The sequence below is a fragment of the Arthrobacter silvisoli genome (assembly GCF_003369445.1).
Classification (GTDB): Bacteria; Actinomycetota; Actinomycetes; order Actinomycetales; family Micrococcaceae; genus Arthrobacter; species Arthrobacter silvisoli.
Genome location: NZ_QRCU01000039.1, coordinates 80530 through 103779, shown reverse-complemented (window position 1 = coordinate 103779; position 23250 = coordinate 80530). Strand labels below are relative to the sequence as shown.

The 23250-nt window shown below is 66.4% G+C and carries 20 protein-coding genes; 7 read left to right on the top strand and 13 right to left on the bottom strand.

Translation table 11 applies throughout. The features are described 5' to 3' along the window. Position 1 precedes the first annotated feature (1 nt). The 3 genes from hpaE to DWV11_RS11230 form a co-directional block, all read right to left on the bottom strand. Entirely contained in the window at positions 2 to 1516 is a 1515-nt protein-coding gene (gene hpaE / locus DWV11_RS11240) for a 5-carboxymethyl-2-hydroxymuconate semialdehyde dehydrogenase (protein ID WP_115788966.1), read from the bottom strand. An 88-nt stretch (positions 1517 to 1604) separates the two neighbouring features. Continuing rightward, entirely contained in the window at positions 1605 to 2258 is a 654-nt protein-coding gene (locus DWV11_RS11235) for a GntR family transcriptional regulator (protein ID WP_115788965.1), read from the bottom strand. After that, the gene (locus DWV11_RS11230) at positions 2251 to 3744 is read right to left on the bottom strand and encodes a fumarylacetoacetate hydrolase family protein (protein WP_115788964.1); all 1494 of its coding nucleotides are present in this window, start codon (positions 3742 to 3744) and stop codon (positions 2251 to 2253) included. The genes DWV11_RS11235 and DWV11_RS11230 overlap by 8 nt, the downstream gene beginning before the upstream one ends. Before the next feature lie 284 nt (positions 3745 to 4028). Between DWV11_RS11230 and DWV11_RS19930 the strand changes: the two genes are divergently transcribed. Next, positions 4029 to 5279, top strand: coding sequence for a hypothetical protein (locus tag DWV11_RS19930; protein ID WP_136017900.1), 1251 nt, complete (start codon positions 4029 to 4031; stop codon positions 5277 to 5279). Positions 5280 to 5673: 394 nt separating this feature from the next. Here the strand turns inward: DWV11_RS19930 and DWV11_RS11225 are convergent, their stop codons facing one another. Then, positions 5674 to 6822, bottom strand: a complete 1149-nt coding sequence (locus tag DWV11_RS11225; RefSeq protein WP_115788963.1) for an FUSC family protein — start codon at positions 6820 to 6822, stop codon at positions 5674 to 5676. A gap of 244 nt (positions 6823 to 7066) precedes the next feature. Further along, the gene (locus tag DWV11_RS11220) at positions 7067 to 7915 is read right to left on the bottom strand and encodes an IclR family transcriptional regulator (protein ID WP_115788962.1); all 849 of its coding nucleotides are present in this window, start codon (positions 7913 to 7915) and stop codon (positions 7067 to 7069) included. Between the two features lie 572 nt (positions 7916 to 8487). Here DWV11_RS11220 and DWV11_RS11210 point away from each other — a divergent pair. Together DWV11_RS11210 and DWV11_RS11205 are read left to right on the top strand one after the other, a co-directional pair. Next, positions 8488 to 9129 (top strand): DUF6226 family protein, encoded by a 642-nt coding sequence (locus DWV11_RS11210; RefSeq protein WP_115788961.1) that lies wholly within the window; start codon positions 8488 to 8490, stop codon positions 9127 to 9129. 277 nt (positions 9130 to 9406) lie between these two features. Further along, complete coding sequence (locus tag DWV11_RS11205; RefSeq protein WP_115788960.1) at positions 9407 to 11311, top strand: FAD-binding monooxygenase; 1905 nt, start codon at positions 9407 to 9409, stop codon at positions 11309 to 11311. A gap of 177 nt (positions 11312 to 11488) precedes the next feature. On the opposite strand, the gene DWV11_RS11200 is transcribed toward DWV11_RS11205, so the two are convergent. After that, entirely contained in the window at positions 11489 to 12538 is a 1050-nt protein-coding gene (locus DWV11_RS11200) for an FUSC family protein (protein WP_168404673.1), read from the bottom strand. Positions 12539 to 12643: 105 nt separating this feature from the next. Here DWV11_RS11200 and DWV11_RS11195 point away from each other — a divergent pair, with 105 nt between their 5' ends. Then, positions 12644 to 13228: a histidine phosphatase family protein gene (locus DWV11_RS11195; protein WP_115789088.1), complete on the top strand. Its 585-nt coding sequence runs from the start codon at positions 12644 to 12646 to the stop codon at positions 13226 to 13228. A gap of 31 nt (positions 13229 to 13259) precedes the next feature. On the opposite strand, the gene DWV11_RS11190 is transcribed toward DWV11_RS11195, so the two are convergent. Together DWV11_RS11190 and DWV11_RS11185 are read right to left on the bottom strand one after the other, a co-directional pair. Next, positions 13260 to 14153: an SDR family oxidoreductase gene (locus tag DWV11_RS11190; protein ID WP_115788959.1), complete on the bottom strand. Its 894-nt coding sequence runs from the start codon at positions 14151 to 14153 to the stop codon at positions 13260 to 13262. 68 nt (positions 14154 to 14221) lie between these two features. After that, entirely contained in the window at positions 14222 to 14653 is a 432-nt protein-coding gene (locus DWV11_RS11185; protein WP_115789087.1) for an Lrp/AsnC family transcriptional regulator, read from the bottom strand. A gap of 136 nt (positions 14654 to 14789) precedes the next feature. Between DWV11_RS11185 and DWV11_RS11180 the strand changes: the two genes are divergently transcribed. After that, entirely contained in the window at positions 14790 to 15818 is a 1029-nt protein-coding gene (locus DWV11_RS11180; RefSeq protein WP_115788958.1) for an ornithine cyclodeaminase, read from the top strand. A 203-nt stretch (positions 15819 to 16021) separates the two neighbouring features. Beyond that, the gene (locus tag DWV11_RS11175) at positions 16022 to 17566 is read left to right on the top strand and encodes an HNH endonuclease signature motif containing protein (RefSeq protein WP_115788957.1); all 1545 of its coding nucleotides are present in this window, start codon (positions 16022 to 16024) and stop codon (positions 17564 to 17566) included. A gap of 45 nt (positions 17567 to 17611) precedes the next feature. Here the strand turns inward: DWV11_RS11175 and DWV11_RS11170 are convergent, their stop codons facing one another. The 4 genes from DWV11_RS11170 to DWV11_RS11155 form a co-directional block, all read right to left on the bottom strand. After that, positions 17612 to 18034: a hypothetical protein gene (locus DWV11_RS11170; RefSeq protein WP_115788956.1), complete on the bottom strand. Its 423-nt coding sequence runs from the start codon at positions 18032 to 18034 to the stop codon at positions 17612 to 17614. Between the two features lie 34 nt (positions 18035 to 18068). Then, complete coding sequence (locus DWV11_RS11165) at positions 18069 to 18410, bottom strand: DUF7674 family protein (RefSeq protein ID WP_136017899.1); 342 nt, start codon at positions 18408 to 18410, stop codon at positions 18069 to 18071. 128 nt (positions 18411 to 18538) lie between these two features. Then, on the bottom strand, positions 18539 to 19723 hold the full coding sequence (locus tag DWV11_RS11160) for a 4-hydroxybenzoate 3-monooxygenase (RefSeq protein WP_115788954.1): 1185 nt from the start codon (positions 19721 to 19723) through the stop codon (positions 18539 to 18541). A gap of 79 nt (positions 19724 to 19802) precedes the next feature. Then, entirely contained in the window at positions 19803 to 20573 is a 771-nt protein-coding gene (locus DWV11_RS11155; RefSeq protein WP_115788953.1) for an IclR family transcriptional regulator, read from the bottom strand. A 144-nt stretch (positions 20574 to 20717) separates the two neighbouring features. Here DWV11_RS11155 and DWV11_RS11150 point away from each other — a divergent pair, with 144 nt between their 5' ends. Further along, the gene (locus DWV11_RS11150; RefSeq protein WP_115788952.1) at positions 20718 to 22013 is read left to right on the top strand and encodes an MFS transporter; all 1296 of its coding nucleotides are present in this window, start codon (positions 20718 to 20720) and stop codon (positions 22011 to 22013) included. Here DWV11_RS11150 and DWV11_RS11145 read toward each other — a convergent pair. Beyond that, positions 21976 to 23238 (bottom strand): hypothetical protein, encoded by a 1263-nt coding sequence (locus DWV11_RS11145; protein ID WP_210725723.1) that lies wholly within the window; start codon positions 23236 to 23238, stop codon positions 21976 to 21978. The genes DWV11_RS11150 and DWV11_RS11145 overlap by 38 nt on opposite strands. Between the last annotated feature and the right edge of the window lie 12 nt (positions 23239 to 23250).

Genomic DNA, 23250 nt, shown 5'->3' with positions numbered 1-23250 from the left:
CCTAGGCGCCGAACTTGGGCGTGTGCACGGAGCCGAGGGTGATGTGGACGGCCTGCTGATCGGTGTAGAAGTCGATGGAGCGGTAGCCGCCTTCGTGGCCCAGGCCGGAAGCCTTGACGCCGCCGAACGGGGTGCGCAGGTCGCGGACATTGTGGCTGTTCAGCCACACCATGCCGGCTTCGACGTTCTGCGAGAAGTTGTGGGCCCGGGTCAGGTTCTGGGTCCAGATGTAGGCCGCCAGGCCGTACTTGGTGTTGTTCGCCAGGGCGAGGGCCTCGTCGTCGTTCTCGAACGGCGTGATCGCGACGACGGGACCGAAGATTTCCTCCTGGAAGATCCGCGCGTCGGGCGCGACGTCGGCAAACACGGTGGGTGCGATGTAGTTGCCTTCGGGCAGGTGCTCGGGGCGGCCGCCGCCGGCCAGGAGCCGGCCTTCGGACTTGCCGATCTCCACGTAGGAGGCCACCTTCTCGTAGTGCTCCGGGTGGACGAGCGCACCGACTTGGGTCTTGGGATCGTGGGGGTCGCCCACCACGATGTTCCTGGCGCGGGCGGCGTACTTTTCGCAGAACTCGTCATAGATGGCGCGTTCCACGAGGATGCGGGAGCCGGCGGTGCAGCGTTCGCCGTTGAGGGAGAACACCCCGAACAGGGCGGAGTCGATCGCGGCGTCGAGGTCGGCGTCGGCGAACACCACGCACGGGGACTTGCCGCCGAGTTCCATGGACAGGCCCTTGAGGTTGGCCGCGGCGTTGCGGAAGATCGTCTGGCCCGTGGTGGTCTCACCGGTGAAGGAGATCAGCGGTACGTCCGGGTGCTTCACCAGGGCGTCGCCGGCTTCTTCGCCGAGGCCGTTGACCAGGTTGAACACACCGTCCGGCAGGCCGGCGTCCTTGAAGATCTGCGCCCAGAGCGAGGCCGACAACGGGGTGAACTCGGCGGGCTTGAGAACCACGGTGTTGCCGGTGGCCAGGGCCGGGGCGAGTTTCCAGGACTCCAGCATGAACGGGGTGTTCCATGGAGTGATGAGCCCAGCGACGCCGATGGGCTTGCGGTTCACGTAGTTGATCTGGGAGCCGGGGACCTTCATGGCGTCGTCGAACTGGGCAACGATCAGGTCCGCGAAGAAGCGGAAGTTCTCGGCCGCGCGCAGGGCCTGGCCCTTGGCCTGGGTGATCGGCAGGCCGGTGTCGAACGTTTCGAGCTCGGCGAGGCGGTCCTCCTGGGCCTCGACGGCGTCGGCGATCCGGTTCAGGACGCGGGCACGCTCGCGCGGCTTCATCTTCGGCCACGGACCGTTCACGAAGGCTTCGCGGGCAGCGGCGACGGCGAGGTCGATGTCTTCCTTCTGGCCTGCCGCGGCGGTGGCGTAGTTCTTGTTGGAGACCGGGTCCAGGACGTCGAAGGTCTTGCCGGACACCGAATCGACGAACTCGCCGTTGATGTAGTGCTGGAGGTGGGTGGGCAGGTTCTCGGGGACGTAGTGGGTGCTGGTTTCAGGGGCTGCAAACGTCATTGTTGTCTTCCTTTCATCCAACGCGGGGTCACTTACGGCCCATAATCGGGCCTGACATGGGCCGTAAGTGACCCCGCGTTGCTTGGTTCTAGGTGGTCTGGGCGAGGTACGCGTCCAGGGTGGCAGCGCGGTGCTGGCGGGCGGCTTTTTCGATGGTGTCGGCGTCGGCTCCGGACTCGATGAGCCGGAGCAGGGCCTCGTGCTCATCCACGGAGTCCCGGGCCCGGCCGGGGACGAAGCGGAAGGTGGAGGACCGCAGCGAGGCGAGGCGGTTCCAGCCGCGGTGGACGAGGTCCAGGATGTGCGGGTTGGGACAGCGTTCGAACAGGACGCTGTGGAAGTCCTGGTTGAGTTGGGTGAAGCGCACAGGGTCGAAGTGTTCCAGGCAGTCGCGCATCTCCTCGTTGACCGCACGCGCCCGTGCGATGTCCGCTGCGCCGATCAGCGGCGCGGACAACGCCGTCGCCGCCCCTTCGATGATGCTCAGGGTCTGCATCGTGTACAGGTACTCGGTGGGGTCGATCCCGGACACCGTAGCGCCGACGTTCCGTTCGAAGGTCACCAGGCCCTCGGCCTCGAGCCGGCGGATGGCCTCCCGGACGGGGACCACGCTGAAGCCCAGGTCCTCGGCGATCTTGGCCAGCACCAGCCGGTAGCCCGGCGTGTAGGCGCCATCCACGATCCGGGCCTTCACCGCGGCGTAGGCCTGCTCGGACTTGCTGCCCGTAACGGTTTCAGTCATTGTCCTTCACCCATTCCTCGTACTTGGCTCGCCATTCGGCGTTCATCGGGAAGAGCCCGTCCACGCTGTGGCCCTGCTCGACCATCTTGAAGATGAACTCCTCCTCGCGTTCCTGGGCAATGCACTCCTCCACCAGTTCGGCGGCGATGGCCGGCGGGATCACCAGGATCCCGTCCGAATCCGCCACGATGATGTCGCCCGGCTGCACGGTGGTGCCCCCGCAGGCGATGGTGACGTCGGTGTCCCAAGGAACATGGCGGCGTCCCAGCACGGCCGGGTGCCGGCTGGCGAAGTAGGTGGGGATCTCCAGCCCGGCGACGGCCGAGTAGTCCCGCACGCCGCCGTCGGTGATGATCGCCGCGGCGCCGCGCACTTGGGCGCGCAGGGCCAGAATGTCGCCCACGGTGCCGGTGCCCTTCTCGCCGCGGGCCTCCATGACGAGGATCTCCCCCTCGTTGACGGATTCGACGGCGCGTTTCTGGGCGTTGAAGCCGCCGCCATGGGTCTTGAAGAGGTCCTCGCGGTTGGGCACGTAGCGCAGCGTCCGGGCCAGGCCCACGACGCGGCGGTCCGGGCGGGTGGCCTGCAGTCCGTCGATGCTGACGTTGTTCAGCCCGCGCTTGCGCAGTTGGGAGGACAGGGTGGCCGTGGCGACCGACTCGAGCTTCTTCTTCAGCTCGGGATCGAGCCCCGGCTTCGCCAGCGGCGCCAGTCCGGCGGCTTCGCGCGAACCGTACGCTTCCTCCCGCTGGGTGTCATCGGACGTGGGCTGCGCGCCGAAGGTGGCGAACGGCGTCGTGCCTTCCACGACGGCGGTGGCCAGGCGGCCGCTGCTGAGGTCACCGCTGCTGACCTCGACCTCGACGACGTCCCCCGGCACCGCGACGGAGGCGCCGGCGGGCGTGCCGGTGAGGATGATGTCCCCGGTTTCCAGGGTGAGGAGCTGCGAGAGGTCCGCGACGAGGCGGGCGAAGGGGAAGAGCAGGTCCGCGGTGGTGTCGTCCTGGACGAGTCCGCCGTTGTGCCAGGTGCGGATGCGCAGCGCGGCGGGGTCGACGGCGTTGGCCGGGATGAGTGCCGGGCCCACCGGGGTGAAACCGTCCCCGCCCTTGGAGCGCAGGTTTGAGCCCTTGTCCGCGTAACGGAGGTCGTAGACGCCGAGGTCGTTGCTGGCGGTGACCCACTCGACGTGGCCCCAGGCGTCCTCGATGCTGACGCGACGGGCGTTCCTGCCGATGATGAGGGCGATTTCGCCTTCGTAGCCGAGGAGTTCGCAGCCGGCCGGACGCTCCACCGTGCCGGGCTTGTCCGCGGAACCCAGCGCCAGGGACGACGCCGGCTTCAGGAAGTACGACGGCTGTTCAGGAGTGCGGCCGCGCTGCGCGGCACGGCTGGGGTAGTTGATGTGGACGGCGATCACCTTGCGCGTCCGGGCCAGCAGCTCCGGGCTGAGCTTCGGGCTGGGTTCCGGGGTTCCGGGTTCCATCGACACAGCGTCTCCTCGTCGTCGAGCATCTATCAGGTACGAAATCGTATACGAAAACTATGCCGCGGGATGTGAGCTGCGTCAACCCCTGCTTCATGGCAAAACATTCGAACGTCCAGCGGTCGCGGCTAGGATGGCGCACCCCCGCTACAGGCCACGCTGCGGCAGTATTCAGGTTGGCATGACACACGCGACTAGACTCGTCACCTTCCTCAATATGACTTGAATCGCCCACACCCCCAAAGGAAATATTTCTACGACTGCAACCGACTCGAGGACGACCCGTGATTACTTCAGCACCATCGCCAGATGAAGCCCACGCGGAAGGGCTCCGGCAGCGGCGCACATTGGTCACGGGCGTAGCGGCCGTAATTCTGAGCGGACCATTCGTCGTCGCTTTCCTCTTGCTGCTCGTCCTAGTAAACCCCACATCAGTCGAGTTGCTTGTCAAAGATTCGCGCGCATTTGTCGAACTTACAGCAGGAACTCTTAGGATACTCGCGCTCGACAGTTCAGCACTCGGCGGATTCGTGGCATTCGGCGGCCTACTCCTCGCCGTTCATAAACTAGATTTAGGCCGAAGCGCATTCACAGACAAAGCACTCACCTTCAGGCTACTGGCGATAACGGAGTTCCGTGAGACTCTCCAGTTCCTTGGAGTTTTAGGAACCGCGACCGCGCCTGTTTTTGGACTCTTGTGGATTGTGCTTCATGCAGGAGAACCGGGGTGGGAAAGAGCGACAATTTCTATCACCGGTCAGTGCTTGGGTTTGTGGCTCGTTCTGATACTGGCCGTACCTGACTCGTCACTGGGCCTCAAAGACGCCAGAGACGAATGGGGGTTGCGGCATATGCGATACCGCGCCACCGTACTAGAGCACCAGTTCTCAGGAAGATGGGGCAGGAACTTTACAAATACACGACAACGTCTGCTACGGCCGATGCTGCGCTTGGCTCTCCACTTGGGAAGCACTGCAGTCGCCTCAAGTGCATTTTTCGTTTCGCTGACCTTAGCAGATGAGACAGCGGGACTGAGTTGGAGCTCCGCAGGATGGATCTTTGTTCTCATGTCCATCATTTTTGGCCTATTCATTCCCATGATGCTAAGCCTCGGAGTCGGAGCGGCGAGACTAGCGCTCGCAGCAAACTCACGAGGATTCATAGGGACATCTCGCATACTAACTGGCATCGCCTATGCTTTCCCAGCGATATTCGCAACGGCAGGGGAGTGGTACGCACCTTTTATAATGATTATCGGGATCCTCTCGGTGATTCATGCAGCCTGCATTACCTCGATTCTCGTAACACGAGCACCCAAAGGGCCCTTTCTCGGACCCTTTCGCCCGATAGTTCTTCCGATACAGGAGATCATCTTCGGGCTCGCGCAACATCAACTAAAGGACATTGAAGAAGGACTGGAGAGGCGGCTTGATCGATTTTCTCCGCGGAGGCGCCGAAAAATGATGCGCGAAATTTCAAAATGGGAATCCTTAAACAATGCATCTGATTGGAGACTCGAAGAACGGAGGCGATAACGAGACCGTTCACGAATTTATCCGCCCACGGCATCGTCTCCCTAATGGCAAACGGCCACGGGGATCCCCGGCGAGCGCAGTCCTGGACCCGGGTCAATCCGGCGGACTCGGGACCTCATCGCGGCAGGCCAGACGCAATCGCCGGGTCTCGCCGAAGTCCACGCCGCAAAAGCGGACAGCCGCTGGGGCGTTGCCTATGCATCCCAGCGCCCGCCGAAAACCCCAACGACGACGCAGCGGCGATCGCCTCCAATTCGACCGCCGTCATCGCCTTCGGGAAGCTGGACCGCACGACACGGTACGCTCGGATACCGCCCTTACTCAAGGCGCGAAGAGGGAGTGGGCGCGACCCGTCGGCCGGCTTCCTGGCGAAGGCGTGATGGAATGAACTAAATCACATAGCCCAACCGGCCGGCGCCGCAGGCAACCCCTGCCGGGGAGCAAGAAGACTGGGAAGGGCGGCAAAGGCCACCGCATGCGTAGCACCCGCAGCCTCCATCAGGTCAACCATGAGCGGCCGGAACGTCACGACCAGCGCCTGCCCCTCAATGGTTGTCGCCTCGAAGCGGCCGGGCTCAAGTTCCGCAGCCAACTGTGTCAATTGCCCGAGGGCCTGGGAAACCTTCTCGTCCCTCAACTGCCGGTCCCGTTCCCAGTAGCCGTCGCCCAGAACGGTCAGCGCCCGGGCCACTCGCTTCAAGAACGCCGAAAATCGAACGGTGCCCCTGTCCGAAAGCGCTACGGCATTGATGGCGTGGGTAAGACGCCGACTGAAGACCCGGCTGTTCCTGAGCGCCAGGTCGAGCTTCTCCACCGCCGCCCGAGAATTCCGGATGTGCTCCCGGTGGCGCCAGTGAAGCGGGGAGATGGTGGTGGTTTCCAGCGCCCGCCCCAAGGCCTCATTGGCTTCCGCAACAACGGCATGGCTGTTTCGCGCCCGGACCAGGGCATGCCACGCCAGTGCGGAATCGTTCACATCAAGGGCCCTGGATGCACCGTAAAGGATGGCCGAGATTTCATAAGCCAGGTTTCGAATGGCCTTCCGCTGCCCCCGCAGGCGCTGCTGCGGCGCAACTGCGGTAATGAGCCAGGCAACGGCGCCACCCACCAAGGCGTCAGTGACCGTGTGGAGGAAAGAGCCGGGCGACGAAGGAATCATCGCAACGAGTGCGGCCTGGATCGCCATCTGGGTTGCGAAGACCGGGCTCTTGTTCAAGAACCTGGCGATCAGCACGGCGACAAAAACGATCAGCACCGCCTGCGCCGGCCCCGCCCCGAGCATGCCCGTGAGACAGACGCCGGCCGCAACACCAAGCGCACAACCAACGGCAACCTCCAGTGCCCGGCGTGTACGCCAATCAGCGGAGAACTGCAAAGTGAGAAGGGCCGCGATCGCCGCGAAGACGGGGTTCGCATGCCCAAGGACACGCTCGGCAAACACGTATGCGGCGACCGCACAGAAGGCCATCTTGAACGCCTCACCTGCGGAGGATTTGCAGCGGTGGAATCCCGTGTGGAAATAAGCCAGCAAACGGCCAAGCATGAGGAAGAGCTACTTTCTTCTTGCCCCGCATGCGATGCACATCGGGGCGGCGACACCGACGCGCCGGCCCTGCGGGCGCAGGAGCAGCTCCAAAAACGTATCGGGGAATCATTTCGCCCACGTTGCGGCGGAGTTAACCACGTGGCAGTGAGTTGGGATCATTCCACGCGCCGGGCCGCGCAAGAGCCTCGCCCGCCGCTGCCTCAACCAGCCGCGCAGCCGAGCGGGCCGTGCGTAAAGGCCGCTACGCCAGGGCGTCTCCCACTTTGTCCGCCGCCTGCTGCAGCTTCGCCGCCAAGGAACCCAGGTCGTCGGCCTTGATCCGCTGCGTCGGCCCGTTCAGGGTCAGCGCGCCGAGCAACTGCCCGGAAGTATCCCGCACCGGGCAGGCGATGACGAAGAGGCCTTCCTCGAGTTCGTCGTCGAGGATCGCGTAACCCTGTTCCCGCACCCGGCGCAGTTCCTCGAGGAGGGCGTCGCGCCTGGTGATGGTCTTGGGGGTGAAAGATTCAAGCCGCTTCGGCAGGGCGGCCACAACCTTCTCGTCGCTCAGTTCGGCGAGGACCACCTTGCCGGCGGCGCTGGCATGCATCGGGTAGTGCCCGCCCACCCACATGGCGCTAGCGTTCAGGAAGCGCGACGCCGAGGCCTCGGCCACCACGTCGTAACTGGCTTCCCCAGTCACCATAACGAAAGTGATGGTCTCGTTGAATTTCGTGGCGAAGTCGTTCAGGAGCGGCTGGATCCTTGAGACAACGCCCGCGTAGGGATCGGCCAGGCGGCCCAGGCGGGCCATCTGCCAGCCGAGCATGTAGCGGTTGTCCACACGCGCCACGAAACCGCTCTGCTCAAGGCTCAGGAGCAGGCGGAAGGCCGTGGGGCGGGTCATCCCCACCAGCTGGGCGATTTCCGTGACGGTAATTCCCTGGCGGTGCCGGCCGAGCTCGCTGAGCAGCACCGTCGCCTTGACCACGGACTTGTTGGTCAGGTCCAAGGGCTCCGCGGAGGCCTGTTCCTCGTCGCCGACGGCCTCGTCCGGCACGGTTTTGGCCGGCGCAGTTTCATCCTGTGCAGTGCTACGTCCCGCTGCCATTTATGCTCCTGCTTCGTCGCCGGTCCGGGACCGGCCGCTCCGACTCGTTGCCACACTTATCGTAGGCGTTGGCAGGCGATTGACCCCTAAGAGCCGAACAGGGAAGGCCAGCCGTTCTGACGGTCGATGCACCCTCCACGTCGTGTGGAACGGCGCCCCACGGTGCGTGGTCACCGCCAGTCGTGGCGAAGGTGTCCGCGATGCCTATCCGGCGGGAAACGAGACCAACCATTGCGCCACCGCTCCGCACGTCAGGGATCGCAGCAAGCGGATTCCACTCGAGGACCTGCAACACCGCTGCGCAGGCCGCGATGATCACCGCGCCTATGGCTCCGGCACCAATTGCCCACCACTTCCTGGATACTCCCCCTTGTTCCCTGCACCAAGCGCAGGCGACCTCTTGCCACCGGCCCCCGGCTGAAACAGTCCCGAAGGTCGTCGGATTCCGCGTCATCATTCCTTTGCAACGACCCTCCGAAACCGCATTTCCGGGAGCGCTGATGCGTCGTCCTCGAATGATCGCGCGGAATCCGACGCAACGCGTCGCACACTCCGGGGCCTAGGCTGTGCCCATGACGCCCCGCTTCGTCCGCCCCGCACTGCCGACCCAGGTTTTCCGTGACGCCGACGGCGCGCCCATCCTTTACGGCGAGCGCTGGGGAACGGACGGGCCGTCGGCGGACGCGTACAGCACGGTCACCCATCCGGAACGCTTCGCCCCGCTTCACGCGGTGGCCGATGCGCTCATCGATTACCTCACCAGGACATTCGACGCCGATGTCGACTCCGCGCCGGAGCATGCCGGCGACTTGGTACGGCAGGGCATCACGGTTGTGCGCGCCGTCCGGGTGACGCCCCGGGAACGCGATGCCGCGCCACTGACCTTCGTGTTCACGGACTTCCCCGGCCTCGCCGTCCACGCCGGCGCGCTGCACGACTTCATCTACCCGGATTGCGGCTGCGATGCCTGCGACGAAACGGCGGAGGGCGAAGCGGAAGAGTTGGAGCACCTTATCCAGGGCGTCACCTCCGGTAGCTACAGCGAATGGGTGGGACGTCATGCGACGGCGGGCATGCGGCTGGAGTTCGACGGCGGCTACACCGGGGGCGGCGGCAACGTTAGCGCCATTCCCAAGGAGCGGCTCGAGAACGCCCGGGCACGGCTGGCTGCCCTTCCCAACGGCTGGGCACCGTGGCCACTCCGGGCCGAATAGCGACCGGGAACGACGGCAGCAACATTCTGCTGGATCACCTCTGCCGAGAACGGCGCCGGGCCCGGAAACCCGAGAGTTTTCAGGAGCTGGACGCGAGGTGATCCAGCAGAATGTGCGCGAATCCGCCTCCACTCCGCCACCCAGCACAAAGCGCGCCCAGGGCCCCGCATCTTGTCAGCTCCGTCACACCGCGATACAGTCTTGAGCAAGATTCGAGTTCTAATAAAGAACTTTGTGTTCTATATTAGAACAACCCACAAAGAAGTGAGGCACTCCCGTGCAGTTCCACCACCACGGATACGTATCAGGCGACCCGCGGGTCCAGCCGGCCGCCGGCGTCGGGCTGAACCGCCCCGAAGACCTCCCCGACGAGGTCGACGTGCTGATCGTGGGCACCGGCCCCGCCGGCATGCTCACCGCGGCCCAACTCTCCCAGTTTCCCGATGTCATCACCCGGGTCATCGAGCGCCGCCCCGGCCGACTCGCGATCGGCCAGGCCGACGGTATCCAGGCCCGCAGCGTCGAAACCTTCCAGGCCTTCGGCTTCGCCGAGCGGATCACCGCCGAGGCGTACCACATCACCGAAATGGCCTTCTGGAAGCCGGACCCCGCGGACCCGTCGCGCATCCACCGCGCGGCCCGCGCCGTCGACGACCCCACCGGCATCAGCGAATTCCCGCACCTGATCGTGAACCAGGCCCGCGTGCTGGACTACTTCGCCGAATTCATGGCGAACTCGCCCAGCCGTATGAAGCCCGACTACGGCTACGAGTTCCGCGGCCTCACGGTCGACGACGACGGCGAGTACCCCGTTTCCGTGACCCTCCTCCACACCGCGGGTCCCCTGGAGGGCCAGGAGCGAACCGTCCGTGCCAAGTACGTGGTGGGTGCCGACGGCGCACGCAGCAAGGTCCGCGAATCGATCGGCTGCACCATGGCCGGCGACCAGGCCAACCACGCCTGGGGCGTCATGGACACCCTGGCCGTCACCGATTTCCCGGACATCCGCACCAAATGCGCCATCCAGGCCGAAAGCGGCAGCATCCTGCTGATCCCCCGCGAAGGCGGCCACCTCTTCCGCATGTACGTCGACCTGGGCGAAGCGGGCGAGGACCACGCCGTCCGCCAGACCACCATCGAGCAGATCATTGCCAAGGCCAACGAGATCCTGCACCCGTACACCCTGGACGTGCGCAACGTCGCGTGGCACAGCGTCTACGAAGTTGGCCACCGCCTGACCGACCGCTTCGACGACGTCCTGCCCGAGGAGCTCGGCAGCCGCACACCGCGCGTCTTCATCACCGGCGACGCCTGCCACACCCACAGCGCCAAGGCCGGCCAGGGCATGAACGTCTCCATGCAGGACGGCTTCAACATCGGCTGGAAACTCGGGCATGTGCTGGAGGGCCGCAGCCCGGAAAGCCTGCTCTCCACCTACTCCGCGGAGCGCCAGGTGGTTGCGAAGAACCTCATCGATTTCGACAAGGAATGGTCGTCCATGATGGCCAAGAAGCCCGAGGAATTCGATGACCCCTCGGAGCTCGAGGAATTCTACGTGCGCACGGCCGAATTCCCCGCCGGTTTCATGACCCAGTACACGCCGTCGCTGATTATCGGCGAGGTCAGGCACCAGGACCTCGCCAGCGGATTCACCATCGGCAAGCGCTTCAAGTCGGCGCCCGTGGCCCGCGTCTGCGACACCAACCCGATGCACCTCGGCCACCACGCGAAGGCGGATGGCCGCTGGCGGATCTACGTCTTCGCGGACGCAGCGGAGGCGGGCGCGCCCGGCCCCGTGGCGGACTTCGCCGAGTGGATCGCGACGGCGCCGGACTCGCCGCTGTCCGCAACGCCGTCGGACGCTGACCCGGACGCATGGTTCGACCTCAAGGTGATCTACCAGCAGCCGCACACCGGCGTGGACATCGGCAAGGTGCCGGCGGTATTCAAGCCGAGCGTCGGCCCGTTCAAGCTCACCGACTACGAGAAGGTCTACGCCACCGACCCGAAGGCGGACATCTTCGAGCTGCGCGGCCTGGACCGCGGGGGCGTCGTGGTGGTGGTCCGGCCGGACCAGTACGTGGCGAACGTGCTGCCTGTGAGCGCGACGGCGGAACTCGCCGCGTTCTTCGCGCCGCTCCTGTCGGGGCACAAGGTTCGCGGCACGCGCCTCCCGGCCTAGCTTTCCTGGGTTAGGTTCCCCGGCAGAAGGCGACGTTCCTTCCCGCTTGCTTCTGCAGGCACCCGGAGCAAAGCCCGGAAATGCCCGGCACACGGACCACGCGTGCCGGGCATTTCCATGTGCAAGCGGGAGGGAGCGTCGCCGGGTTCAAGAGCCTTTGCGCGCAGGGCGGATTCCTCACCCCCGCAGCCGCCTCCACAGCCCCGGCGCCACCACCACCGCGACACCGACGGCGGCACCGATCACCGTTTCCACGATGCGGTCCCGCAGCAGGAGGCCGGGGTCGACGGCTGCGGCCAGGAGCGTCGAAATCAGGGCAAGCGGGGTCACGAACACCTGGGCAACAAGGTACTGCCGGGCGATGAACATCTCGGCGCCGAACTGGCACAGGGCGATCACCAGGACCATGGCCCACGGCGCGGGGTTCAGCCACAGGATGCCTGCCATGAGGACGAGCCCGATCACCGTTCCGGCGATTCTCTGAATGCCGCGGCGGACCCGGTGCCGCGTTGAATGTCCCACCAAGGGGACGACGGCGGCCACCATGGCCCAGTAGCTGTGGCCAAAGCCGAGCCGCTCGCCCACCACCGTTGCGAGGACTCCGGCGAGGCCGGCCGCCACCAGGTAGCCGCCGCCTTCCAGCCAGGCAGCGCGCCGCTCGGCCACGGTGTGCCTGATGGGCGAAGGCCGTTTCCACGGTGTGCGGTGGCTCTTGGCCACCCGGGCCGACATCCCGATCAGCAGGCACAGCACGGTGGTCAGCACGGTGGTCAGCATCGCCTCACCCAACGGCGGTTGCACGGGAATCGACGCGATGGCCGCGAAGCCGAAGATGTGGAACAGGGAGCCCGCGGGTCGGAGCCGCCAGTACGCGATGGCCACGGAGCAGGCCCCGGCAACACCAGTGGTGGCGGCGACCAGGAGCCAGGAGTACCCGGCCGGCCCAAGCCCCCATGCCGGCGCCACCCGCGCGATGAGGGTGGCCGACAGGATCACCAGGAGCATCAGGCCGCCGGCACGAAGCTGGCTGCGGAAACGGAGGTGGTGGGGCTCGTTCCGGCCGTAAATCCCCGTGAACGCGCCGAAGGAAGCGAAGGCGGCCAGGTCCAGGCGGCCGATCAGCGTCAGCGTGATGAGCGGGACGAAGACACCTATGGCGCAGCGGAGGGCGGGGTGGTGGTCCTTGTTTCCAGGGGCCATGGTGAACATTTCCGCTACGGCCTTCACGCGGGCGCTCCGCCTTTCCTCGCAGGATCAATTAAGTACGACGGCGGCGCTGGCGTCCGTCTCGGATTTTACGCCCGGGGATGGGCCTCAGGCAGAATGGAAGGCATGACCCTTACGACGTTTGCCCTCGTCCGCCACGGCCAGACCGACTGGAATGCGCAACGCCGGCTGCAGGGATCCACCGATATTCCACTGAACGACGTCGGCCGCGGCCAGGCGCGTGACGCCGTCGCCGTCCTGTCCGCGTACGAATGGGACGCCGTCGTATCCTCGCCGCTGGGCCGCGCTGCCGAGACGGCGGACCTCATCGCGGCCGGCCTCGGACTGAGCGTGTCGCGCCGTGTGCCCGGCCTGATCGAGCGCGGCTACGGAAAGGCCGAAGGCCTGCAGGATGGCCCGGAACTGAACGCACTGCGCATTCCGGGCGGCTTCGAAGGCGCCGAAACCGAAGAGGCCACGGCTGCCCGTGGGCTGGCCGCCTTGGAAAGCCTCGCCGAGGAGTACCGCGGACGCCGGGTCCTGGTGGTGTCGCACGGTACGCTGATCCGCCTGGCCATGGACCGCGCCACGGGCCGGACCCTCCCCAGCGTCGAGAACGCCGCGCTCAACCTGGCCCACCATCACCCGGTGGACGGCTGGGAACTGGAACTCTTCAACGGCGAGCCGCTGTTGGCCGGCGTCGACGCCTGATTCATCCGGCCCGAGCCTCAGCGGGCTGGTGCTAGTGCCCCATCCTGGCGGCAAGGCGCGCAATGGCATCTTCCGGCGTCGGCGGAGGTCCGAAGAGCTCGGCCTGGCGACTGGTGTCGGCGACGTATTTGCCGGTATCGAACCAGGCCGCCATGGCCGCCATGTCGGCCGTCAGCGGGGCGAATTTGCCCGTGACCTTTCCTGCCACCTGCAGGGCGCCGGTGGGCATGGCGAGGACTTTGATGTCCTTGTCCGTGTGCGCCGACATCAGTTTCGCGGCCTCCAGAATGCTCAGCGGCCGGCTCCAACCGATGTCGATGCGCTCCCCGGAAGCGATGTCGGCGTCGACGGCGTCGGCCAGGTACCCGGCGAGGTCGCTTGTCAGGACGAAGCTCAACGGGGTCTCTTTTGAGCCGAGCCACATGACGCGGCCCTTCTCGAACGGGTCGCCCATCCGCGTGACCATGTCGAAGAAGGCGCCCGGCCGCAGCGCCACGAACGGGACCCCGAGCTCCTCGAGCTTGTCCTCGGCGAGCTTCTTGTGCCAGAAGTGCGGTACCTGGGGCGTCCGGTCGCTGGTGAGGATGCTGATCAGCACGACGCGCGGAACCCCGGCAAGGTTCGCGGCGAACGCGAAGTTGGCGTAACCGAAGGTGTCGATCGCCTCGGCGTTCCTGTCGTTCCGGGTGTAGCCGGCCGCCGTCGAGATGACGGCCGCGACGCCGGTCATCGCCGTGACGAGCGACCCGGCGTCGAGCATGTCCCCGCGCGCGATCTCCACGCCTTTGGCTTCCAGCGTGCCGGCGTCCGACTTCGGACGGACCAGCGCGCGGACCCGCTTGCCGCGGCTGAGGAGTTGGTCCACCACCTGGCCGCCGAGGTATCCAGTTGCTCCAACGACGAGGACGGGTTGTTCTTCAGTCATGGCTTCTCCCGGGGGTTGTTCCTGGTTCCAGTCGTAGCACGGACGGAAGTATGTCGATAGGGGCCGGCCTACCGCAGCACCGAGCTGAGGAGCAGGCTCGTTTCGCTGTTCACCACGCCGTCGATCGAGCGGATGCGGCCCAGGACGGCGTCGAACGCGGGCAGGTCTTCGACCCGCAGCTCGGCCACCAGGTCCCAACCGCCGTTGGTGGTGTGCAACGCGCTGATCTCAGGGAAACCGCGGAGCTGCCGGATCACCTTGTCCGTGGAGCGGCCCTCCACCGCGATGAGGGAGACGGCGCGGATGGTCAGCGGATCGAGTTCGTCGCGCACCCGCACCGAAAATCCCACCACGGCGCCCGAGGACACGAGCCGTTCAAGCCGGCTGTTCACGGTGGCCCGCGCCACCCCAAGCTTCCGGGCCAGCGCAGCCACCGGGGCGCGGCCGTCCTCACGGAGGGCCGAAATGAGCCGCCGATCCAGGTCATCAAGTTCAGCCATGAACACAATGTATTGCCAACGTCAGCACTTTGCATCGTCTTCAGTCGAAAAGTCGGCATTTCCGCCCTTGAGCATGCAAACCGTCCCTCCGTACTGTGGCTGGCAGCAAAGTGCTGCTTACAGGAAAGAGGACGCCATGGCGCGTTTTATCGACGTTCAGAACATGGTCCGCTGGGTTGCCGAGCGCGGCCCCGGGCGGGTCATTGCCGAGATGATCGAATACATCGAGGACGACTTCCGGCGCTGGGAGCAGTTCGACAAGTGCCCGCGCGTGGCCAGTCACACCCCGTTCGGCGTCATCGAACTGATGCCCACGTCCGACCACGAAAGCTACGGCTTCAAATACGTCAACGGCCACCCGTCCAACCCGGCGCGAGGCTTCCAGACCGTAACGGCCTTCGGGGTGCTGGCCGACGTCCACAACGGCTACCCCACGTTCCTGGCCGAGATGACCGTGCTCACCGCCCTCCGCACGGCGGCGACATCGGCCATGGTGGCGCGCCGCCTGGCACGCCCCGACTCCCGTGTGATGGCCATGATCGGAACCGGCAGCCAGTCCGAATTCCAGGCTCTGGCATTCCGTGAAGCGTTGGGCATCCGCGAACTGCGGGCCTGGGACACCGATCCAGCAGCCATCGCGAAGCTCCGCAGGAACGTCGGGCCGCTGGGGTTCGAGGTCACGGTCGCCGCTTCGGCCGCGGATGCCGTGGCGGGCGCCGACATCATTACCACCTGCACGGCCGACAAGGCCCAGGCCACCATCCTCACCGCGGAGCTGATCGGCGAAGGCGTGCACCTGAATGCGATCGGCGGAGACTGCCCCGGCAAGACCGAACTGGACCCGGCCATCCTGCGCGCCGGAGAGGTGTTCGTCGAATTCACCCCGCAGACCCGGATCGAAGGGGAAATCCAGCAGCTCCCGGCCGACTTCCGCGTGACCGAGTTCCATGAGGTCCTTGCGGGCACCAAGCCTGGCCGGACCTCGCCGGAGCAGATCACCATCTTCGACTCGGTGGGCTTCGCCATCGAGGACTTCTCCGCGCTGCGGTACGTCCGGGATTCCATTGCCGGTACGGCCTTCTTCGAGGAGATCGACCTCGTGGCCAATCCCGATGACCCCAAGGATCTGTTCGGCCTGGTCGCTGCGCTGGCGCCGGTGGGGTGAGGTTGGTGGGCGAGGGCGCAGCTTGAGGGCGCTCATTGGGTCCCACTCGTTGGGGGCGCCTTGGGGGCGCACCGTGGGCGCGCGCCGCCCGTGACAGAAGCGCCCGCGGAAAACCCGGATGCGCGGAAGTGCGCGGGTTCTGGCAGTTTCCCGGACGCCGCCGGGGACCTTAAATTGTCAGACCCCTTTGGCAGAGTTGATGCATGGAAGGGATTGCTCAGCTCACGGCTCCGCGGACGGCGACGTCGGCGGCGGTGATGCATCTGAGCGCCCGTCCCGCGGGCGGCACGGCCCCGGACATGGAAGATGCGCTCGAACAGGCAGGCGACGCACTGACATCCCTTCGCCTCGACGCCGCCGCGGAAGCACGCTTGTTCGGATTCACGGAAGCCGCGGATTTCGCGGGCAGGGTCGAGGAACTCTCACGGGCGGTGGAGTACCTGCAGCTCGTCGCAGCCCAGGCCGTTGAACGGACCTGGCACGAGGCCCGGCAGGAGAAACCAACGCCGACGCCCGGCTGGCGCACCGGGTGGACCGAACCCGAGGCCGGTACTGGCGCTTCGCCGCCCGTAAACCATTCGGTGGCCGTGACGTTCGACGATGGGTACCGGAACGCAGCCGAGTTCCTGCGGGCAAGGCTCCGGATCAGCATCGGCGAAGCCCGGCGCCGGCTTGCGCTCGCTCCGGACGTGTTGCCCAGCGCTGGCATGGCCGGCCAGGGCATTCCACCGCGGCGCGAATTACTCGCAGAGGCTGTGACCTCCGCGCAGGTGCCGTCCCGCTCCGCGGCTGTCGTCAGCGCCACCCTGGATAGCGTTCGCCACCTCATCACAGCGGACGCGATCGTCCGGCTGGAACAGGAACTGACCGCCGTGGCGGCCGAGTCCGATCCCGATTTCCTTGTGAAGACGGCCAGGCGCTGGACCGACGCGATCGACCAGGACGGAGCGGAACCCAGCGAGGAAGCTCTACGGCAACTCCAGGGCGCTTTCATCCGCAAGCCCCGGCACGGCCTGCGCCACCTGGAGATTTTCGCCACCGCCGAACAATTCGAAACCCTCACCACGGTCATGAACGTTGCGGCCAACCCCCGGCTGCAGGACACCGCGGGCGGGGACGCGGAACTGGATCGCCGCTCCCGGGCACAGAAACTGCTGGACGGCTTGATCGGCGCCTGCGGGGTCGCCCTGACCACCGGCGAACTGCCGGCAAACGGCGGCCTTCGGCCCCAGGTCATGGTGACCATCAACTACCGGGACCTCCTCGAACAGCTCAACCAAGCATCCACCACCGCGAGCCCCCCTGCGAGCCCGCGTACCAGCAGTGGTTCAGCAACCTTCCAAGGCCCGATTCACCCCAACGTCATCCGCAAAATCGCCTGCGATGCGGACATCATTCCCGTCCTGCTTGGCAGAGACTCCCGCGTCCTGGACGTCGGCCGCAGCAGCCGGATTTTCCCGCCCCGCATCCGCCAAGCACTCACCGCGAGGGACCAAGGCTGCGCTTTCCCCGACTGCACCATGCCGGCGCCCTGGTGCGAAGCCCACCACATCACCTACTGGTCGCACGGCGGCGCCACAAGCACGGAGAACGGCACCCTGCTGTGCAGCCACCATCACCACGTCATTCATAAGGAACAGTGGATAATCACGGTCAAGGCCGGTGTCCCCTGGTTCATCCCACCACCCCACGTCGACCCCCGCCAAACTCCCCGGCGAAACCACCATCACGTCCCGCTGAGGACATGAACACGGAGTGCCTACACGTCCGCACCCGCGAGCCAAGCGAAGCAACTAGAAGAAGAACCGGTAGATCGTGAATATGTAGACCAGCAGCGTGATGTAGGCGATCGCAAACAGGGCCTGATGCGGCCACCGGGTCCTGCGGAGGTCCTGTTCGTTGACTGAATGGCTACCCGTCGTTCCTGGCCGGATGCCTTGAACGGCACGGAGTTTTACTGGATAGACCGCCAAGGAAGCCAAGTGGAGCGCCGCAGCCGTATGAGCGAGGACCGGAAGGCCCAGCCAACCGGTCGCCGTCGGAAGAGCGAGTTCCACGACAGAAGCGATGACAATGCCCAGCAATTGCAGACGTTGAAAGAACAGGTCTGTCCGTGAGCCTTCCTTCAAGGGAAAACGGAATCTGCCAGCCGTGGCGAGAGAGGCGGCAATCAGGACGATCGAAAGGAATATCAGGAAGCGCGCCATCATCTCCATCTCGGCTCCCTCTGCGGAACGTCCGTGCGCGCAATCATTGGAGCCAGTCATCCATTTCACGGAGCGAGGGCCCAAGCATGTCACGCATTTCCGAGCCAGGATCCCCTGGGTTAGGAATCATCTCGACTGCGCTGACCGCAATGAGATTTCGAACATCCTCGGACCCCTCGTCGAATGCCTGCTCCAACCAAGTCCAGGCGGATTCACAAATTGCTGGATTCAAGTAGTACTGCTCCACCAGCCACCGGATGAAATCCGACATTGCGAGGTGGGGGAGCATTACGTCGAAATCTTCAAGATGCTCGGCCAGGACGGGGCCGAAACCCGGGTACATCCCAACAAGCTGCAACATCACTTCCTCGGTTGCATCACTCATTCAGCACCCCCAAGAACGACAACTCGTCGGCCACGCCCGAGCAAGAAGGGTGCCATGCTACCGCTAGGCAAAGTTTCCGCGGAAGCCTCAACCCCCTCGCCCCGCAGGTCTGCGCGAGGCGGGACCCCTTACCGCCCCGGCCACCCCGTGTACGCCTCCGCGAGGTACGCCTGGCCGTGCCGGGACGACACCACGGAGCGCAGTTCGCCCAGTTGCCGGGCCCGGCTGAAATCGTCGGCGCCGGGCAGGGTGTGCAGCATGGAAGTCATCCAATACGAGAAGTGCTGGGCTTTCCATACGCGCTCCAGGGTGCGGTCGCTGTAGGAATCGAGCAGCACGCTGGAACGGGAACCATAGAACGACTCGAAGCCCTCGGCCAGCAACCGGACGTCATTGATGGCCAGGTTCAGGCCCTTGGCCCCGGTGGGCGGGACGGTGTGTGCGGCGTCGCCGGCCAGGAACAGCTTTCCGTGGCGCATCGGCGCGTGCACGAAGCTGCGGAACGGCAGCACCACCTTCTCCAGCACGGGCCCTTCCTTGAGCTCGAAGCCGTTGCCGTTGACCCGTTTCCGGAACTCGGCCCAGATCCGTTCGTCGTCCCAGTCGGCCACGTCCTCCGCGGGATCGCACTGGAAGTACATTCGCTGCACGGTCTCTGTGCGCTGGCTGATGAGCGCGAAGCCGTGCTCGGAATTGGCGTAGATCAGTTCATCCGCGCTGCGCGGCGCCTCGGCCAGGATGCCGAACCAGGCGAAGGGATACTCGTGGAAATACTGCGTCCGTGCGGCTTCGGGGATCTGGCGCCGGCAGTGGCTGCGCGAACCGTCCGCGCCCACCAGGAAGTCCGCCTCGACCTCGAACTCCTGCCCCTCGGCATCCGTGAACCACAGCTTGGGCCTGCCCTCAAGCTCGTGGACGCTGGTGTCAGTGACGCCGTAGCGGATGTCGCCGCCGTCGGCCTCTCGCCGCGCGGCGAGGTCCATGAACACGTCCGTCTGCGGGTACAGCCAGACGGACTCGCCCACGAGTTCCTTGAAGTCGATGCGGTGGCTCTCGCCGTTGAAGCGCAGCTCGATGCCGTCGTGCCGGTCGCCCTCGCGCAGCACCCGGTCCGAGACGCCCGAGTCCACCAGCAGGTTCACGGTGCCGTGCTCGAGGATGCCGGCCCGGACGGTCTCCTCGATGGCCTGCCGGCTGCGGATTTCCACCACCACGGACTCGATCCCCTGCTTCGCCAGCAGGTGCGAGAGCATAAGCCCGGCGGGTCCGGCGCCCATGATGGCCACCTGGGTGGTGATGCGTGTACGTGCCACGTGTTCCTCGCTTCGTTGCGGTGTGCGGCGGCGTGCCGCCCAGCTTGGCAACAGTGTGGACCGAAGCAGGTGAGCGGCGTTACACGGATTCCGTTGAACGGAATTCGCTCAGATCGGCGAGCTGCCGCCCGATCCCCCGCGCCGCCGTTTGGAGCGCCGGCACCAGCGCCTGCAGCCGCACCTCCGCCAGCGGCACCACGACGCCGAGGGCCGCCACCGCCCGCCTCCCGCCGTCGAGCACCGGGACAGCGATGCCCCAGGTGTCCGGGTCCACCACCCCCGCCAGTTCGGCGAACCCCTGGCGGCGGGTTTCGGCGAGCATTTGGCGCACGACGCCGGCCGTCACCTTCCCTGCCGGATCATGGAACTGCGTGAGGTACTCCGCCTGGAGCGCCGGGGTCTGGTGCGCCATCAAGGCAAGTCCTGCGGAGGAAATGTGCACCGGCATGCGCCCGGCGACCCGGGCCCGGTTCGCCACCGAGCCCCTCCGTGACAGCCGCTCCACGAACAAGACCTCCCAACCCTCCAGCACGCCGAGGTTCACGTTCTGCTTCAGGACCTGCTGGATGTCCTCCATGAAGGGCATGGCCGCCTGCCTCAGCGCGAGGGCGGGCGAGTTACGGCTGACCAATTCCCAGAAACGCAGGCCCAGGCGGACGTTGCCTCCGGCGCCAAGCTCCAGCAGGCCGTGACCCGCGAGCTGGCGAACCAGGCGGTGCGCGGTCGACAGGGGGAGCCCCGAGCGTTCGGCCAGTTCGGACAGCGGGAGCGCGTCGGCCCCCTCGGGGAAGGCTTCGATGACCCGGACCACGCGGTCCACCACCGAGTCCCCGGATGCCGAATTGGCCATTGCCGCGCTCCTTTGCACCGGCCGTACCTGCAGCGGTCCGGCTTCCATTCAATGGTACGGCGTGTCACAGGCCACACTCCGCGGTGGTAGAAATCTCTTGCCAGCCCGCCGGGCCGGATTCCCCCAAGCAATGCCGAGGTCGCCATGTCAACGTTGCCATCTTCCCGCCGCTCCCCATGGCCTGTGTGGCTTTGCTGGCTCGCCATGGTCCTGGACGGCTTCGACCTGGTGGTGCTCGGCACCGTGATTCCCACCCTCATCAAGAGCGGCGACCTCGGCTTCAACGCCGTGGCAGCCACCTTCGCGGCCACCATCTCCCTGGTGGGCGTGGGGCTGGGCGCGTTGTTCATCGCGCCGCTGTCGGACAAGTTCGGCCGGCGGAAGCTGCTCATCGCCTGCGTGGCCGGCTTCTCCCTGTTCACGATCGCCATCGCCTTCGCCCCCAACGTGGCCGTGTTCTCCGTGCTGCGCCTGCTCGCCGGACTGGGGCTGGGCGCCTGCCTGCCCGCCGCTCTGGCCTACATGAACGACTACTCACCGGCCGGTTCCGCAGGAAAATCCACCACCCGGACCATGACCGGCTACCACGCCGGTGCCGTGGCCACCGCGTTCCTCGCCATCATGGTGGTGCCCAACTGGCGGCTTATGTTCATCATCGGCGGCGCGGCGGGCCTGCTCCTGCTCCCGTTCCTCTGGGCGAAGCTGCCCGAATCCCTTCCCGGCCTCGCCGCGAAGCCGGGCCTGGCCACTAAGCCCGCTTCCGCCGTCGGGCGATCAACCGGGACGCAAGCACCCGCCGAAACACCCGCACCCAAAGCCGGTTTCCGCGAGCTGCTCCACAAGCCCTACCCGCTGGTGGCCCTCGGAATCGGGATCGCATCCTTTATGGGACTGCTGCTGGTCTACGGCCTGAACACCTGGCTGCCGCAACTCATGGCCGCCGCCGGCTACCCGGTGAGCACCGGGCTGACGCTGCTGCTGGTGCTGAACCTCGGCGCCGTCGCCGGATTGGTCCTCGCGGGGATCCTCGCCGACCGGCACGGAACCCGGCGGGTGGTGCTGTTGTGGTTCGGACTCTCCGCCGTGTTGCTGGGCGGGCTGAGCATCCGGATCGAAAGCGAGGTCCTGCTCAACGCAGCCGTGTTCGTCACCGGCGTCTTCGTGTTCAGTTCCCAGGTGCTCGTGTACGCCTGGGTGAGCCAACTGTTCCCGGCCCGGCTCCGCGGCACCGCACTCGGTTTCGCCGCCGGCGTCGGACGGCTCGGGGCGATCGTGGGCCCGGCCGTGACCGGCACGCTGGTGGCCACGGGGACCGCGTACCCGGCAGGGTTCTACGTGTTCGGCGGCGCCGCTCTGCTGGGCCTGGCCGCCTTGGTGCTGGTTCCCCGCACCACCCAGGCAGCTATCGCGCCGGAAGCAGTCCGAGAACCGGCAGGCTGACCGCCGTCGCCACCGCCATGGCCACCGTGTTGCCGATGGACGGATGGAACCCTGCCGGGAGCCGGGCGGCCACGGCCCGGGCCACGGGAGGTGCGAGGACCGCGCCCAGCACGGCCCCGCCGACGATCCCGGTCCAGGATCCGCCGGTTGCAAGCACCGCCGCGGGCGCCACCGACACGACCGAGGCGTACGTGGCCGCCCAGCCGCCGTCGCGGAACCAGCCGCGCCAGAGGACGACGCCGACCGCGGAGCCCAGCGCCTGCGCGAACAGGATCTGCGGCAGCAGCCTGGAACCGTAGGCGGGCAGCGCCGGGTTGAGGACGAACGCCGCGGCGACGCCCAGAAGGAGCCCGGCACTGGCGAGTTCGTTGGCGAAGAACGGCGCCTCGCTGAAGTCGCAGAGGACCCTGCGGGCGGCCCAGAGCGCGTCGCTCCGGAACCCCGGAACGGACGACGGCGACTGCCGGGCTCCCGCGCGACCGTCCTGGAAGGAGTCCGCCCGGAAAGGTTCCGCCGGGAGGAGCAGCCAGGGCAGCTTCCGCGCGATGGCAAACGTCAACGCCGAGCCCGCCGCCATGGCGAGGACGCAGGCCACCACCGTGGGCAGGCCCAAAGGCCGGGAAACCACGGCAACCAGCAGCAAGGCCAGCGGCGTCGTCGTCAACGCTCCCAGCACCGCGCCGCTCAGGCACGCCTTCCAGCCGGGCCCGTACACCAGGACCACGGCCGGGGCCACGGAAACGAACGGCACGAACGTCGGCTGCCACCCGTCGTCGAGCATCCAGCCGAAGGCGAGGTTGGAGACCAGCAGGCCCAGCGCGGCGGAAGCCAGCAGCCACGGCCACAGGCCGGTCCCGTACGAAAGCGCCGCGCCCGCCCATTTCTTCCGGCGGCGGCCGGCCCACCAGGCCAGGCCGGCGCCGGCGAGGAGCGCCAAGGAGGCGAGTTCGGACTTGTAGAACTGCGGCTCGCTCATGTCGCCCAGGAACCAGCGCAGCGCGGCGAACGCATCCTGCGGTACGGCGGCGGCCCAGCCCTCGGACACCGCACCGATCCGGGGTGAATGACCGACAAGGAAGCCCAGCAACAGCGCGAAGCCGCCGAACAACGCGGCAACACCCAAGGCCCCGGCCGCCGTGCCAAGGAAGCCGCGTTCACGGACGTCCGGTTCCCGTGTTTGCTTCGGGCAGCGGGCAGGCCCGGACAGGGCAGAGTCAAGCGTCATTGGTGGCTCTTC

Coding starts and splice junctions, on each gene's coding strand:
- DWV11_RS11210 (WP_115788961.1), top strand. CDS start 8,488: ATGACGCCCCGCTTCGTCCGCCCCGCACTGCCGACCCAGGTTTTCCGT.
- DWV11_RS11175 (WP_115788957.1), top strand. CDS start 16,022: ATGGAAGGGATTGCTCAGCTCACGGCTCCGCGGACGGCGACGTCGGCG.
- DWV11_RS11150 (WP_115788952.1), top strand. CDS start 20,718: ATGTCAACGTTGCCATCTTCCCGCCGCTCCCCATGGCCTGTGTGGCTT.
- DWV11_RS11180 (WP_115788958.1), top strand. CDS start 14,790: ATGGCGCGTTTTATCGACGTTCAGAACATGGTCCGCTGGGTTGCCGAG.
- DWV11_RS11165 (WP_136017899.1), bottom strand. CDS start 18,410: ATGAGTGATGCAACCGAGGAAGTGATGTTGCAGCTTGTTGGGATGTAC.
- DWV11_RS11235 (WP_115788965.1), bottom strand. CDS start 2,258: ATGACTGAAACCGTTACGGGCAGCAAGTCCGAGCAGGCCTACGCCGCG.
- DWV11_RS11170 (WP_115788956.1), bottom strand. CDS start 18,034: ATGGAGATGATGGCGCGCTTCCTGATATTCCTTTCGATCGTCCTGATT.
- DWV11_RS11195 (WP_115789088.1), top strand. CDS start 12,644: ATGACCCTTACGACGTTTGCCCTCGTCCGCCACGGCCAGACCGACTGG.
- hpaE (WP_115788966.1), bottom strand. CDS start 1,516: ATGACGTTTGCAGCCCCTGAAACCAGCACCCACTACGTCCCCGAGAAC.
- DWV11_RS11220 (WP_115788962.1), bottom strand. CDS start 7,915: ATGGCAGCGGGACGTAGCACTGCACAGGATGAAACTGCGCCGGCCAAA.
- DWV11_RS11145 (WP_210725723.1), bottom strand. CDS start 23,238: ATGACGCTTGACTCTGCCCTGTCCGGGCCTGCCCGCTGCCCGAAGCAA.
- DWV11_RS11185 (WP_115789087.1), bottom strand. CDS start 14,653: ATGGCTGAACTTGATGACCTGGATCGGCGGCTCATTTCGGCCCTCCGT.
- DWV11_RS11225 (WP_115788963.1), bottom strand. CDS start 6,822: ATGCTTGGCCGTTTGCTGGCTTATTTCCACACGGGATTCCACCGCTGC.
- DWV11_RS11190 (WP_115788959.1), bottom strand. CDS start 14,153: ATGACTGAAGAACAACCCGTCCTCGTCGTTGGAGCAACTGGATACCTC.
- DWV11_RS11155 (WP_115788953.1), bottom strand. CDS start 20,573: ATGGCCAATTCGGCATCCGGGGACTCGGTGGTGGACCGCGTGGTCCGG.
- DWV11_RS11230 (WP_115788964.1), bottom strand. CDS start 3,744: ATGGAACCCGGAACCCCGGAACCCAGCCCGAAGCTCAGCCCGGAGCTG.